Below are 13,624 nucleotides of genomic sequence, written 5' to 3' on the forward strand. Positions count from 1 at the left end.
TGCCCTCATCCCACAGGAGAAGGGAGCTAGAATTCTTGTTCCCTCTCAAAAGACTACCGTGTAGACATCAGTCCTTTCGCTTCGTTATGAGCGGCTTCTGCCCCCTAAATCCCCCAAAATTGGGGGACTTTGAAACTGAAAGTCTGGGGTCAAAGTCCCCCAGAATGGGGGATTTAGGGGGCAAACCCCAGCCATCCGAACTTAAAGCAATTTGTGTACACACAGTAGCCCAAAAGGAGAGGGTGAATCTTGCAATTCATGTCACCATTCAGCAACGCCAATAAATCCACGTTCCTAATCAATCAACTCTTGACGATCGAGCATAGACATTATGTGAACAACCCGAACTCTAGAATAAAGGTCGTTTGTCCACAGTCACTTTCAACGTGGATGTGACCGCCCAATCGTTCGGTGAGCTTTTTCACCAGAGCTAACCCCAGCCCTGTGCCACCATGTTTCCAGGGATCACTGTTAGGAATGCGGTAGAACTTGTCGAAGATACGATCGCATTCTGCGGCCGGAATTTCGACACCCGCGTTGCTGACACAAATCTCTAGAGCTGAGGCGGCAAGTTGAACAGACACCGTGATGGTTTCTCCGGGGGGGGTATATTTACAGGCATTGTGCAGGAGTTCGGTCAAAATGCGTCCGAGGTAGGGCAAATCGGTTATGAAGTCTGGCAGATCGTCAGGAATTTGGATGGCTAATTGCTGCTGTTGTTGGTGGGTGCGTTCGACAAATGACTCTGCCAGGTGAGGAATGTAAAACTGGAGCGCAATAGTAGTGAGATTGAGCGGATCTGTCCCGGCATCAAGTCGCGCCAGATCCAGCAGATCGTTGATTAAATTGACCTCGCGTTGTCCTTCTTCTTCCAGAATTTTGAAATAGCGGTTGATAGCGTTGGATTCATCATCCAATACGCCCAAATCTTGCAAAGTAATTTCCAACATTTGGGTTGCCATCTTAACGCTAGACATCGGCGATCGCAGTTCGTGGGAGACGGTGCTCAGGAAGTCATCTTTAAGTTGACTGAGGCGCTCTAGTTCTTTCACCTGTGCTTGGGCAGCCTGATATAAATAGGATTGGCGCAGGGCGATCGCGGTTTGGATGCCAATCTGTCGGATCAGACTAATCTCCCAACCTTGCCACTCACGAGGACTGCTGTTTTGATAGACGGCAAGTAACCCCCAAAGCTGATCGTCTAGAAAAATGGGGGCGAGCACATAGGCTCTTGCTTGAAACTGTTCTAACAGATCAATGTGGCACGGGTGATGCCCGATCGTATAAATATCATTAACTGCAAGGGTTTCGTTATTCTGATAGCGTCCGCCCTGAGTATCGTGCAAGTAGGTATCTTGCCAAACTTTTTGGATGCCCGGCAGCACTAAAGGCACCCACCCTGCACCGACCGACTCTGCCACAAAACTGCCGCTCCAATCAGGGTTAAGCTGATAAACCGCGACCCGATCTGCTCTGAGGGTCTGGCGGGTTTCGCTGAGTACGGCAGCGAGGGTTTCCTCTAGATCGAGAGAGCGGTGAATATTTTGAATGATCAAGCGCAGCAACCGCTCCTGTTCTGCCCGTTGGTGCAGGGATTGAGTGCGCTCTTGCACTCGTTGTTCTAGTTCTTGGTTGAGCTGTTGTAGAGCGGTTTCTGCCCGTTGGCGTTCTGCGAGTTCTTGTTGCGACTGTTGGTAGAGAGCGGCTTGTTGAATGGCGATCGCAATCTGGGTTGCCAGTTGTTGTTGCAGTTCAATTTCTGAGGCTTCCCACTGTCGGGGCGATCGGCAGTGCTGGGCAACTAACAACCCCCACAGTTGATTGTCTTGTAGAATTGGCATCATCAGTCTTGCCCGCACCTGCATTTGCTCTAACAGTGACACCGGGTAAGGATCTAGATTAGCGGTGTAAATATCATCGGTTGCCTTAACTCTGTCTTGCTCGTAGAGTTGTCCTTGGATTTCCACAAAATAGGAAGCGGTAATTTGCATTCCCAAGATCGATCGCCAGCCCTCTGTCACCGATTCTGCAATGACGATGCCGCTCCCGTCGGGTTCAAACCGATAGATCACCACCCGATCTGTCTGCAAGAACTGCCGAACTTCGGTCACTGTGGTACCGAGAATGTCGTGTAGATCTAACGTTTGACGAATCCGTTGAGCAACCGCCATCAGCAACCGTTGACGCTCTGCTTGTTGATACAGGGCAACCTGAGTTTCTTTGAGGATTGTGATGTCAGTGGCAACACCCAACGACTGCGTTGGCAACCCCTCGGCAGTGCGGTTAAAGATGCGATCGCGACTGAGCAACCAGCGATAGCTTCCAGTCTTGTGCCGCATCCGGTATTCCGTTTCTACAAATTCGTCATTCTGAACCGTCAAAAGACGCTGCTGACCTGCCATCATTCTAGGCAGGTCGTCTGGATGAGCCAGCAGCGAAAAGAGCGCATCGCCCATGGCCTGAATCTCCTCTGGAGAATACCCTAAAACCTTTTCAACCTGTTGATTGGTATAGATATTACGCTGCTCAATTAGGTCGTATACATAAAGAATTGCCAGGGTAGATTGGGCGATCTGTTCCGTAAACTGTTGCTGCTCTCGTAGGGCAATTTCAGACGCTTTGCGATCGGTCACATCTCTAGAGATACAGAGAATCGACTCGATCGTTTGTTGATCTGATAACTCTGGAGCGATCGCCATCTCAAAAGAGCGCAACCCGTTAAGCGTCGGCAATTCAAATTCGATGATTTGCTTTTGACCTGTGGACAGCAGAGACCCGGCTGCTGCTTCCCAAGTGTTGACCATGGCCGCATCCATGCCTAAATCACGGCAGGTCTTGCCTATAAAGGACTCGGTTGCGATTCCAGTCAGTTTGGTGAGGGCTGAACTGACGAAAAGATGCCGGAGTTGAGGATCAAACCGTTCAATGATATCGGGAGAATTTTCTATTAGGTTTTGGTAGTGCTGTTGCGACTCCTTTAATGCAGTTTCGACGGCTTTGCGATCGGTAATATCTTGGGAAACCCCGACCAAACGGTAAGGATGTCCTGTAGTATCTGCTACTGGAAAAGCCCGCTCCCAGATCCAGCGAATCGTTCCATCAGGGCGAACTAAGCGATATTCGTGGTTAAAGCCAGTTTGTGGCCGCTGCTCAAGGGTGTCTAAAACGTGGGCGCGATCGTCTGGGTGAATAGGTTCTAGAAACGATCTAGGTTGCTCATAAAGACTGGCACAACTGCGTCCCCAGATCTCCTCATAAATTGGACTGACATAAATAGTTTGGGTGGAATTGATGTCCGTTAGCCAAAACACTTCATGGATGCTAGTCGCCATTTGACGAAACCGCTCTTCGCTCTCCCGCAGGGCTTCTTCAACAAGTTTTAGGTCGGTTAGATCGTGGACGTTGACCACCACACCGGAGATTGTGCCGTCTAGTTCTAGGTAGGGGGAATAGGTGGCTCTGATATAGCGTCGCTGTCCATCTGGATAGTTCTGCCATGTCTCCAAGATTTGCTGAAGTTCTCCTGCAAGGCAGCGATCCATTAAGGGCTGAACAGTCTCAAAAAGTTCTTGCCCCAATAAATCGCTGACAGAATGTCCAACAATTTGATCGTAGGTTTTCTGATTCCAGGTTAGGTAGCTCTGGTTAACGACTTGGTAGAGATAGTTACGATCGATCAGCGACACCATATCGGGGGTGGCGGAAACAATCCGCTCATAGCGACGAAGTATGGCTTCTGATTGCCGACGTTCTAGCTCGGAGGCGGCTCGCACGGCAAAAATTGTCAAGACTTCTTGAATAAACTGGACGTTGGCGATCGCCTGGTTACTGATCACGCAAATCGAGCCAATGACCGCTCCAGACGAACTCACCAGGGGAATGCCCACATAGCTCTCTCCTCCCAAAGCCTTCAATGCCAAAGCTTCTGGGAAGAGTTGCTGAACGTTGTTAGGATAAATACAAAAGCCCTGCTCAAACACCTGTTCGCAGGGGGTGCCTACCAAGGGACACTCCAACCCATCTAGAACCTGGTCATCACTTAACCCAGCAATGATCTTAACTCGCTTGGTTTCAGGCGTAATTAATTCAAACACAAAGGCTTGATCCATGCCCAATAAGCGAGTCAGATATTGCACCAGCGAATGGAAGAATGCCTCGCCAGTTTTTGCTGAAACGCCTTGAGCAATATCTTGGATCAGGTCTTCTTTTCGCTGACGATCGTTGAGGTCGGCAACTGTACCAATAAAGCCAGAAATATCACCGTTTGGATCTGTTAAAGCGATCGTAGATTGTTGGCGGTCAACCGTGTGCTGCTCAAGCTGGCTTTCTAAATATTGCTGGCGTTGGCGCAGTTCTGCCTGTTGAGTGGCAACCCCTAGTTGCAGAGCGATGTGCTGCAATAACTGCACCTCTAAGGGTTGCCACGCACGCGGGCTGCGACAGTGATGGGCAATCAATAAACCCCACAAGGTGCCCTGGTTGAAAATCGGCACCACCAGGTTGGCTTGCACCTGTAACCCTTTCAGAAGTTGGACATAGCCAGGGTCGATCGTCCCGCTGTGAGTGTCTGAGAGGGTGGTAGTCTGCCCTTGCTTGTATTCGACCCAAGTTGCACTAAAGCAGGGGTCATAGATGAGTTGTCCGAGAATCGGTGTCCAATCTGCACCGACAGACTCAAAGGCAACGACCGCATCCTGGTTTTCTAGGAAGCGAGAAATGAGAACGCGATCGGTTTGCAGAAGTGCCCTGGCATCAGCGATCGTCCACTGTAAAATGTCCTCTAGTTCCCGACCCTGTTGAATGTGGAGAGTGATTTCCGCGATTTTCTCTAGAATTATTTCTGTTTGAAGGAAAGAGGATGCCGAGTCTATAGACACTACAAGCCTCCAAAATACGGGTGTTATTTCCGAACATAATAGCGTATCACTAGTATTTGACAGAAAGCGTTTGCTTAAGATAAAACAACACAATTTAGCCTCAATTCAGAGCACCATCAGGCAACGCCAATATTTGCAATTTCGTAAGGAACGTGGATTTATTAAGGTGTAACTTCTCGCCATCTCCCTAAGGAGCTACGGTGTACACCAATCTTTGTCGCTGCGTTTGGGTCGGCTTCAGCCCCCTAAATCCCCCATTCTGGGGGACTTTGAGCTAAGACTCTGGCTTCAAAGTCCCTCACTCGTGGGGGATTTAGGGGGCAAAAGTCTCGGCGATGACAAATCAGAGGACTTTTACAGGTTATTTAATCCACGATCCTAAGCAGACTTGCCCAGATTTTTTGCTCGATCGTTGCGATAAATTGCAAGACTTCAGCGAGTTCGGTCATATGTCGATTAGAAAAGCGAGAATAGGGATCTGTTTATATCAGACCAGGAATATTCTCTGTGACCATCTCCGACTTACAACTGCCTTTTGAATCAGAATCTACCCCAACTGAGCCTGTGATTGACCTATGGCGGCAAGGAGAACTGGTCGAAGTTGACATTACCGACATTACAGAGGGCGGCGATGGCGTGGGTCGATTCGGAGAGCGCGTCGTTTTCGTTCCTGATACTGTCACGGGCGATCGCGCGATCGTTCGTCTGATCCGCACCAAGCCCACTTACGCCAATGGCAAGGTTCACGAGCTTTTAACCCGCTCTCCTCACCGCATTAGACCGAGTTGCATTGTTGCCGATAAGTGTGGCGGCTGTCAGTGGCAGCACGTCGATTATGACTATCAGCTTGAGGCAAAACGCAATCAAATTGTCCAAGCGTTAGAGCGAATCGGCGGTTTCAGAGATCTGAACGTCAATCCTGTTTTAAATGTTGCCGAGCCTTTGGCTTATCGAAACAAGGTGACTTACCCCATCACTCGCTCTGCTACTGGGCAGGTGCAAGCCGGATATTATCAAAAAGGCAGTCATCAACTCATCAACCTCAATCAATGTCCGATTCAAGATCAGCGATTGAATCCGCTATTGGCAGAAGTCAAACTAGACATTCAAAAACGCGGCTGGGGCATCTATGACGAGAAACTTCATCGTGGTAAAGTGCGTCACCTTAGTTTGAGAATCGGACGACGCACTGGAGAAATGCTGCTTACCCTCGTGTGCAAAGATGCAAACCTGGTTGGGTTGAATGATCAGGCTCAAGACTGGCTCGATCGCTATCCCGATCTAGTCGGGGTTTCTCTCAACGTGAATGGTGCCAAAACCAATGGCATCTTTGGCAAAGAAACTCGCTGCATTGCGGGTCAACCTCACTTACACGAGCGCTTTTTGGGTTTGACGTTCCAAATTCTCCCCGATACGTTCTTTCAAGTTCACACCGAGCAAGCCGAAGCCCTGATGCAGGTGATTTTGGATGAGTTGGATCTGCAAGGCACCGAGACCTTTGTCGATGCCTATAGCGGAATTGGGACGCTGACGCTGCCGATCGCTCAAAAAGTCAAGACCGCCATCGGGTTAGAAGTCCAGCCCGAAGCCGTCGAGCAAGCCAAAATCAACGCCGAACTCAATCACATCGAAAACGTCATCTTTCTCACCGGAACCGTTGAAACAGGTCTGCCCGCGCTAGAGATGAAACCCGATATCGTGCTGTTAGATCCGCCTCGCAAGGGCTGTGATGGCTCTGTGATCGAGACGCTTCGACACATGAAACCTGAGCGCATTGTTTACGTGAGCTGCAACCCGGCGACCCTGGCTCGTGACCTCAAGCTATTTTGCGCTGAGGGCGAATATGAGCTTCAGCGTGTGCAGCCTGCTGACTTCTTTCCCCAAACTGCCCACGTCGAATGTGCCGCTTTCTTGAGACGTGCGGGGGATACGGTGTAGGGTGTAGGGTAAATGGTCGTCAATCTTAACTGCATTTGCGATGAAGTTTAGCGAAATTATTGAGAAACTTGGTTCCTCGATCGTGGCTCACAGTTTGACCACTCACTCAGATAGCGATCCTGAAATCGCAGGGGTTGCCGCGATCGACGAAGCGACTCCTAACACAATCAGCTATGCAGAAAGCAACAAGTTTGCAGTGTTGATCGGATCGACTGCCGCTAGTGCCTTAATTCTTCCATCTAACGAAGACTTGCAGGCAAAAGCCGAGGCTCGTGGCATTGCCTGGGTGTCGGTTCGTCATCCACGACTCGCCTTTGCTCAAACGATCGCGCTCTACTATCATCCGTTTAAACCCGCGCCTGTGATTCATCACACGGCAGTGATCGATCCCAGCGCTGAGATTGGCGAAAACGTCGCGATCGGGGCGAATGTCGTCATCCAAACTGGGGCAAAAATTGGCGCGGGTGTCGTCATCCATCCCAATGTTGTGATTTATCCTGACGTGCAGATTGGCGATCGGACTGTCCTTCATGCGAATTGCTCGATTCAAGAACGCACTCACATCGGGGCTGATTGCGTGATTCACTGCGGTGCAGTCATCGGTTCTGAAGGGTTTGGGTTTGTGCCGACTCGCGAGGGCTGGCTCAAGATGGAGCAATCTGGCTACACCGTGCTAGAAGATGGGGTTGAAGTGGGCTGTAATTCTGCGATCGATCGTCCTGCTGTGGGTGAGACTCGCATCGGTCGCAACACCAAAATCGATAATCTCGTGCAAATCGGGCATGGCGTAAAAGTCGGTGAAGCCTGTGCGTTTGCGTCGGGTTGCGGCATTGCAGGCGGCACTCAAATCGGCAATCGCGTTATTCTCGCGGGGCAGGTCGGCGTTGCCAATAACGCCAAAATGGGCGATGGCTCAGTTGCGTCTGCCAAGGCGGGCGTTCACAAAGATGTCCCCGCCGGACAAACCGTTTCAGGATATCCTGCCGTCGAGCATAAAGTTTATCTCAAAGCTTCTGCAATGTATCACCGCTTATATGAGATGTATCTCTCGATTAAGCAAATCAAAAAGCACTTAGGCATCGATTAAATGATCTAGATTCTCATCAGACTAAAGCAGGAAAAATCATGAATGCTTTGACCTTAAATCTAGACACAGTTAACCTGACAGATGACCAGTTTTATGAATTATGTCGCCGCAATCAAAACTTTCGATTTGAACGCACTCAAACAGGAGAACTGATCGTCATGCCACCTGTAGGCGGAGAAAGCGGCAGACGAGAAGCTGACTTCATCACTGATCTGGGCATCTGGAATCGTCATACAAATCTTGGGATTGTCTTTAGTTCTTCCACTGTTTTTAAACTCCCCAATGGAGCGAATCGATCGCCCGATGCCGCCTGGATTCAGCGCCAAAGATGGGACGCTTTAACACCGATTCAGCGCCGCAAGTTTCCGGCGATCGCGCCCGATTTTGTGATTGAACTCCGATCCGCAACCGACGATCTGCAAGACCTGCAAGACAAGATGCAAGAGTATTTAGACAATGGTGTGCAGTTAGGTTGGCTGATCAATCCTCAAGATCAGCGAGTGGAAATTTATCGGTTCCGTCGCCCCGTTGAAGTCTTGAATCTCCCTAGTGACTTGTCAGGCGAAGATACCCTACCTGAATTTGTCTTAAAGCTGAATCTTTTTAGCGATTAAAGCGGTTTGGGCACCATTCCTAAACGATCGAGCAGTCGTTCATCCTGCGATCGCTCCGGGTTTGGCGTGGTCAGCAGCACCGCACCTGTAAAGATCGAATTTGCACCCGCTAAAAAGCACAGCGCTTGCAGTTCGTCGCTCATCTCTAGTCGCCCGGCTGACAGTCGCACCATTGCCTTTGGAAACAGAATTCGAGTGGTGGCAACCATGCGGACAAGCTCGATCGCGTCGATCGCAGGCGCATTTTCAAGCGGAGTTCCTGCCACGGGAACCAAGCAATTGATCGGCACCGATTCAGGTGGAGGATTCAAGTTTGACAGCGCTTCGAGCAAATCTAACCGATCTTGAACCGATTCACCAAGTCCGACAATGCCGCCACAGCAGACCGAGATTCCGGCTTCACTAACGGCACGAATCGTTTCCAGTCGATCTTGATAAGTGCGAGTCGTGATAATTTTCTCGTAATAGCTGGGTGACGTGTCGAGATTGTGATTATAGGCAGTCAGTCCTGCTTCTTTGAGTTGTTTTGCCTGATGAGGTTTGAGCATTCCTAACGTGCAGCAGACTTCGAGATCCAGCGCGGCAACCTGACGTACCATATCAAGGACGCGATCGAACTGGGCACCGTCTCGCACTTCTCGCCAAGCCGCTCCCATACAAAAGCGCGTTGATCCGGCTGCTTTTGCGACCTGAGCTTCAGCCACCACGCTTTCAAGATCCATCAGCGGTTCTGGTTTCAAATCCGTTTGGTGATGCACGCTCTGAGAACAGTAGCCGCAATCTTCTGGACAAGCTCCCGTTTTGATACTACTAAGCGTACACATCTGCACCGCCCGCGGATCGTGATGCTCTCGATGCACTCGCTGCGCCTCAAACAGCAGATCGGGCAGAGGCTGATGATAAATTTTGGCGATGGGCGCGATCGAAGAGGTCAACATAGCATTCAAACGTCAGGGAAGATTCAAAACTCCTAGCTATTTAGATTAGCAGTCTGTCAGCGTCTAGAGAATGCAAAAATTTTGATCTCTAACCCAGTGATACAATTTCAATCACTATGCCGCGGTCAACTTCTTCCTCACGACTGACTACCACCCGACCCACGATTACGCTCACCGATATGCTGTGGGCGTTGACTGGCCTATTGTTGACGATCGGAGGCACACTGCTCAAGGCTTCGATCGCCGATGCGCCGTGGACTTGGACACCCCAAACGGTTCCCCTCCACTTTTTGGGCGTGAGTTACCAGATCGGAGCCGTGCTGCTAGTCGGCTGTCTGGGCGGAAAAAACGCGGCGGTCATTTCCCAAATTGCTTATCTATTGCTGGGGTTGGCCGGGTTTGAAATCTTTAGCGACGGCGGCGGAATTCACTATTTTAGCAAGCCTAGCTTTGGCTATTTGCTGGGCTTCATTCCCGGCGCATGGCTGTGTGGATATCTCGCATTCAAAACGCCTCCTCGTCTAGAATCTCTAGCCTTTAGCTGTTTCTGCGGGCTGTTAGTCATTCATCTAACTGGAATCTTCTACTTATTTTTGTCCTATGGGCTGAAGTGGGCTGATGCAGAGGCTTTATCATTGTGGGATGCTCTGAAAACCTATTCTCTCACTCCTCTACCCGGACAATTTGCGGTCGTGTGTGCTGTGACGGTGCTGGCGTTTGCAATGCGTCGTTTAATGTTTTATTAGTCCTCGATCCCTCTCCTGAATGTTCAAAAATCGTTTTTTCTGGCTGGCTGCGATCGTAGGTCTGATCCTCGATCGCTTTACAAAACTCTGGGTTGTGAAGACAATGACGCTGGGTCAAACGATTCCGCTGCTGCCAGGCGTTTTTCACATCACTTATGTGATCAACCAGGGAGCCGCGTTTAGCCTCTTTCAGGGCAGCGTGTGGCTGCGATGGCTGTCACTTGCCGTTAGCGTGGGACTGATGGCCCTGGCGTGGTTTGGCCCTCGATTTGAGCGGTGGGAGCAGTTGGGCTACGGGTTTATTTTAAGTGGGGCACTGGGGAATGGCATCGATCGCTTTGTGCTGGGTCACGTCGTCGATTTTATAGATGTGCGGCTGATTAACTTCGCGGTGTTTAATCTGGCAGATGCTTTTATCAACGTGGGCATTTTTTGTCTGCTGGTTGCCGCTTTTCGCAAAGCACCGGATGGCAGCGATCGGACTTCAGCCAAGTGATCAAGATTTCCTGCTTTTGTGGCGACTGGCACTTACCATCGGCTTAAAGTGCGAATTGCGAGTCACCAAAATCCATCCTTCTTGCATCTCTAGCAGTTGAGTCTGTTTAGTAGGCAAGTAGCCCAACGCCGAAGATCTCAACAGTTGGTAAGGGTGAGGGTCAGTCTTCCATCGCTGCTGCAACTCTGCTTCAGAGGCAGGAACGACTGCCCGATCGCTATAAAAATTTAGCGAGGGACGGTGATAGGGATAAGACGTGTAAATCGTCTGACCGCGAGGCGTATAACGTTGAATCATATCCGCCACAGGTTTCACCGGGTAGGATTCGGCTAACTCCCAGACCCAATGACTCGACATCATTAGCACCATCAAAGTCAGATAAGTGCCCCAGATCAGCACCGAGATAAACTGAGTGTCTTGCCGAAGAATTAAAATTGCGGTGACAGTGACGGTGAGCGCCAATGTGGAGGAAACAAGCTGAAGGTCTTGCTGAGGGGCAAAAAAGGTGAAGTAGGCACTTAAGCCCCATGCCACAAATGCAAACACCGCAAACACTGCGAACCAGATACGAGCATGAACGATCGGGCGCTGTTGCCGAATTCCCATCTTCAAAGGGTTCCACATGCGACTCAGTTGAGCGCCCACCATCAGCGACAAAGCAGGATAAATGGGCAAGGCGTACCAGGGTAACTTAGTCTGCATTGCCGAAATGACGAGCAGATAAACACCGCTCCAGACGAGTGCTAGACGCGCCCAGCTTAAGCCCCGATTTTCCCAGGCGAGGCGTAACCCCTGGGGCAAAAACAGCAGCCACGGAAAGCCAAATTTCAGAATTTCCCACAGATAATACCAAACCGGGCCGTTATTATTGCCGACCGTTCCCCAAACTCGCACTAGGGATTGATTGAGCAAATGGGCATCAATAAACTGCTGGTGATAGTGCGACCACTGAGCGCCATACCATAGCCCGATCGGAACCGCTCCGATCGCAATGCCGAGCCAGAGATAGCGGCTGGTCAACAGGCGAGGCGTATCCCAGATCAGAAACAGCAGCCCGATCGCGCCAAGCAAAAGCCCTAAAATGCCTTTGGTGAGGCAGATCAGCCCCACGCCGATCCCTACGCCTAAACCCCAGCGTAAATCTCGCCGCGATCGCAGCAAACACGCCATCATCAGCAAAAAGAAACACAGCACGGCTCCATCGAGCATTGCCAGCCGTCCCTGTCGCGCGACGGGCAGCCAGGTGAGGTAGACCAACGCCGAAAAAATCGCTGCCGTGCGTTGGAAAAAAACTTCTCTTCCGAGCCAATACATCATCGGCACCGAAAATGCCGTCAGCATCGCGCCTGGTAGGCGAGTGGTCAGTTCGCTCACGCCTGCGATCGAGTAGGTGAGTGCTACTAACCAGTGCATTAGAGGCGGCTTGTTAAAATAGGGCGTTCCGGTCAACTCTTTGGGATAGAGCCAGGTTGAAGAGGGAAAGGGCGATCGCCACATTTCACGGGCCACCTGAGCGACGATGCCTTCATCCCAATCTCTGAGCGGTAAGTCTCCGAGATTTATACCCAATAGCACCACTGCTGCAACGAATAATCCTAGAAGCCAGCCGCGATCGACCCAGGCTTCAAAGCGAGGGTTTTCCATCCCAAACCGACGACTCGCAGAAATTTCTTGACCCATTTCAGCCTTTCACTATGCAGGGCGATGTCAGATCTCTTCTAAGTCCGCTCTTGTTAAAAGGAGAATTTTTCATGTTCCCAATCATAAGTCATCGATCGAAGATTAGCGGCTTGCAGCCAAAGGTCTTATTCATTTTCCTCTTCACTGTGGTGGATGAATGAATGGTTCTCTAACATTTTCACTAATCCGAGAGTAATTAAAGCCATCATGGTTCCTGAGACAGCGAGTTGCCACCAGCCACAGCCTGAAATGATTCCTAACGCAGCAGTGACCCAGATAGAGGCGGCAGAGGTGAGTCCTTTGACTTTAGGGTTGGCAGAAGTGGGACGCGACAAATGCAAGATTTCTCCGGCTCCTAAAAAGCCAACTCCAGTGGCGACTCCTTGAATGGCACGACTGACCGCATCACCTGAATGAGCACTGCTCTGTAAAGGAATCATGACAAACAGTGCGGCTCCGAGGCTAACTAGCATGTGAGTTCTTAGCCCAGCTGCTTTGTGTCGTTGTTGACGGTTCCACCCGATCGCGCCGCCGACCACCAGCGCTAAACTCAATCGCAAGATAATTCCGACCCAGTTGTTGGGGGAAATCGAATAAGACTCCATCAATTATTTCAACTTAGTTTGGGCAAATACACCTAGAGATGAACAGGCAATTTTTTGGGGTTTGCTTCAAGGCATTTTTAACCACATCATTCTGAAGACATAATTAAGAATAAATATGGTATGCAAAACAACATTTTCATTAAAAACTTTCTAATCTTAGCAAGCGATTCAAGCTAAATTCCGAGATTTTTCTCTATTCTTAATCCAACCATAAGATGTCTCGCGTTTAACTCATTGCAAAGGCGAAAATAAACTTAATCAATAGAGTAGGGATACTACTCTAGAAAATGGGTAGACCTGCTGATGATAATGATCCCCCTCCAGATTTAATGTGATCGAGGAGGGCTGATTTATGGCAATCTTGTTTGTTTTCCATTCGTTTTTGATTAAAAGTGAGTTAAAAGTCATGCCTAAATGTCCTTGTTGTGCAGGAAAACTGCTGCGTCATGTTCGGCATGGAGAAATCTACTGGTTTTGTTCTCACTGCTGGCAAGAGATGCCGGATCTAGCGTCAAAAATTGAAGATCGCTCTCAAGAGTCATCTTCAAAACAGAAAGCGGCGATCGTAGTCATTCCGCGATAGAAAATTTCTAACCGTCCAATCCACTGGCCCCGATCGAGAAAGGTTTCCTTTGTGGCCATT

Annotated in this window: 10 protein-coding genes; 6 read left to right on the top strand and 4 right to left on the bottom strand. The window is 49.9% G+C overall.

Translation table 11 applies throughout. The features are described from left to right. Positions 1 to 329: 329 nt before the first annotated feature. Positions 330 to 4,877, bottom strand: a complete 4,548-nt coding sequence (locus C7B65_RS08995; RefSeq protein WP_073070739.1) for a GAF domain-containing protein — start codon at positions 4,875 to 4,877, stop codon at positions 330 to 332. A gap of 507 nt (positions 4,878 to 5,384) precedes the next feature. On the opposite strand from C7B65_RS08995, the gene rlmD reads away from it, so the two are divergent. Genes rlmD through C7B65_RS09010 form a run of 3 tightly spaced genes read left to right on the top strand, consistent with a single transcriptional unit; the run spans position 5,385 to position 8,516 of the window. After that, positions 5,385 to 6,815, top strand: a complete 1,431-nt coding sequence (gene rlmD, locus C7B65_RS09000) for a 23S rRNA (uracil(1939)-C(5))-methyltransferase RlmD (protein WP_244913186.1) — start codon at positions 5,385 to 5,387, stop codon at positions 6,813 to 6,815. Between the two features lie 40 nt (positions 6,816 to 6,855). Then, positions 6,856 to 7,902, top strand: a complete 1,047-nt coding sequence (gene lpxD / locus C7B65_RS09005) for a UDP-3-O-(3-hydroxymyristoyl)glucosamine N-acyltransferase (protein WP_073070738.1) — start codon at positions 6,856 to 6,858, stop codon at positions 7,900 to 7,902. A gap of 38 nt (positions 7,903 to 7,940) precedes the next feature. Beyond that, positions 7,941 to 8,516 (top strand): Uma2 family endonuclease, encoded by a 576-nt coding sequence (locus C7B65_RS09010; RefSeq protein ID WP_073070737.1) that lies wholly within the window; start codon positions 7,941 to 7,943, stop codon positions 8,514 to 8,516. Here C7B65_RS09010 and bioB read toward each other — a convergent pair. After that, complete coding sequence (gene bioB, locus C7B65_RS09015) at positions 8,513 to 9,454, bottom strand: biotin synthase BioB (protein ID WP_073070736.1); 942 nt, start codon at positions 9,452 to 9,454, stop codon at positions 8,513 to 8,515. The genes C7B65_RS09010 and bioB overlap by 4 nt on opposite strands. 116 nt (positions 9,455 to 9,570) lie before the next feature. On the opposite strand from bioB, the gene C7B65_RS09020 reads away from it, so the two are divergent. Beyond that, a complete protein-coding gene (locus tag C7B65_RS09020) occupies positions 9,571 to 10,200 on the top strand; it encodes a biotin transporter BioY (protein WP_083582821.1) in 630 nt (209 codons plus the stop codon). A 19-nt stretch (positions 10,201 to 10,219) separates the two neighbouring features. Further along, complete coding sequence (lspA, locus tag C7B65_RS09025; protein WP_073070734.1) at positions 10,220 to 10,696, top strand: signal peptidase II; 477 nt, start codon at positions 10,220 to 10,222, stop codon at positions 10,694 to 10,696. On the opposite strand, the gene C7B65_RS09030 is transcribed toward lspA, so the two are convergent. Beyond that, positions 10,697 to 12,376 carry an ArnT family glycosyltransferase gene (locus C7B65_RS09030; RefSeq protein ID WP_073070733.1) on the bottom strand — a complete coding sequence of 560 codons (1,680 nt, stop codon included), beginning with the start codon at positions 12,374 to 12,376 and terminating at the stop codon, positions 10,697 to 10,699. A gap of 125 nt (positions 12,377 to 12,501) precedes the next feature. Then, a complete protein-coding gene (locus C7B65_RS09035) occupies positions 12,502 to 12,981 on the bottom strand; it encodes an MgtC/SapB family protein (RefSeq protein ID WP_073070732.1) in 480 nt (159 codons plus the stop codon). A 352-nt stretch (positions 12,982 to 13,333) separates the two neighbouring features. Between C7B65_RS09035 and C7B65_RS09040 the strand changes: the two genes are divergently transcribed. Further along, on the top strand, positions 13,334 to 13,564 hold the full coding sequence (locus tag C7B65_RS09040) for a hypothetical protein (protein ID WP_073070731.1): 231 nt from the start codon (positions 13,334 to 13,336) through the stop codon (positions 13,562 to 13,564). Positions 13,565 to 13,624: the final 60 nt, after the last annotated feature.

It is taken from the genome of Phormidesmis priestleyi ULC007, from assembly GCF_003003695.1.
GTDB lineage: Bacteria > Cyanobacteriota > Cyanobacteriia > Leptolyngbyales > Leptolyngbyaceae > Phormidesmis_A > Phormidesmis_A priestleyi_A.

Excerpts from the sequence above, each read along its gene's own strand:
- lpxD (WP_073070738.1), top strand. The coding sequence starts at position 6,856 with ATGAAGTTTAGCGAAATTATTGAGAAACTTGGTTCCTCGATCGTGGCT.
- C7B65_RS09010 (WP_073070737.1), top strand. The coding sequence starts at position 7,941 with ATGAATGCTTTGACCTTAAATCTAGACACAGTTAACCTGACAGATGAC.
- bioB (WP_073070736.1), bottom strand. The coding sequence starts at position 9,454 with ATGTTGACCTCTTCGATCGCGCCCATCGCCAAAATTTATCATCAGCCT.
- C7B65_RS09020 (WP_083582821.1), top strand. The coding sequence starts at position 9,571 with ATGCCGCGGTCAACTTCTTCCTCACGACTGACTACCACCCGACCCACG.
- lspA (WP_073070734.1), top strand. The coding sequence starts at position 10,220 with ATGTTCAAAAATCGTTTTTTCTGGCTGGCTGCGATCGTAGGTCTGATC.
- C7B65_RS09030 (WP_073070733.1), bottom strand. The coding sequence starts at position 12,376 with ATGGGTCAAGAAATTTCTGCGAGTCGTCGGTTTGGGATGGAAAACCCT.
- C7B65_RS09035 (WP_073070732.1), bottom strand. The coding sequence starts at position 12,981 with ATGGAGTCTTATTCGATTTCCCCCAACAACTGGGTCGGAATTATCTTG.
- C7B65_RS09040 (WP_073070731.1), top strand. The coding sequence starts at position 13,334 with ATGGCAATCTTGTTTGTTTTCCATTCGTTTTTGATTAAAAGTGAGTTA.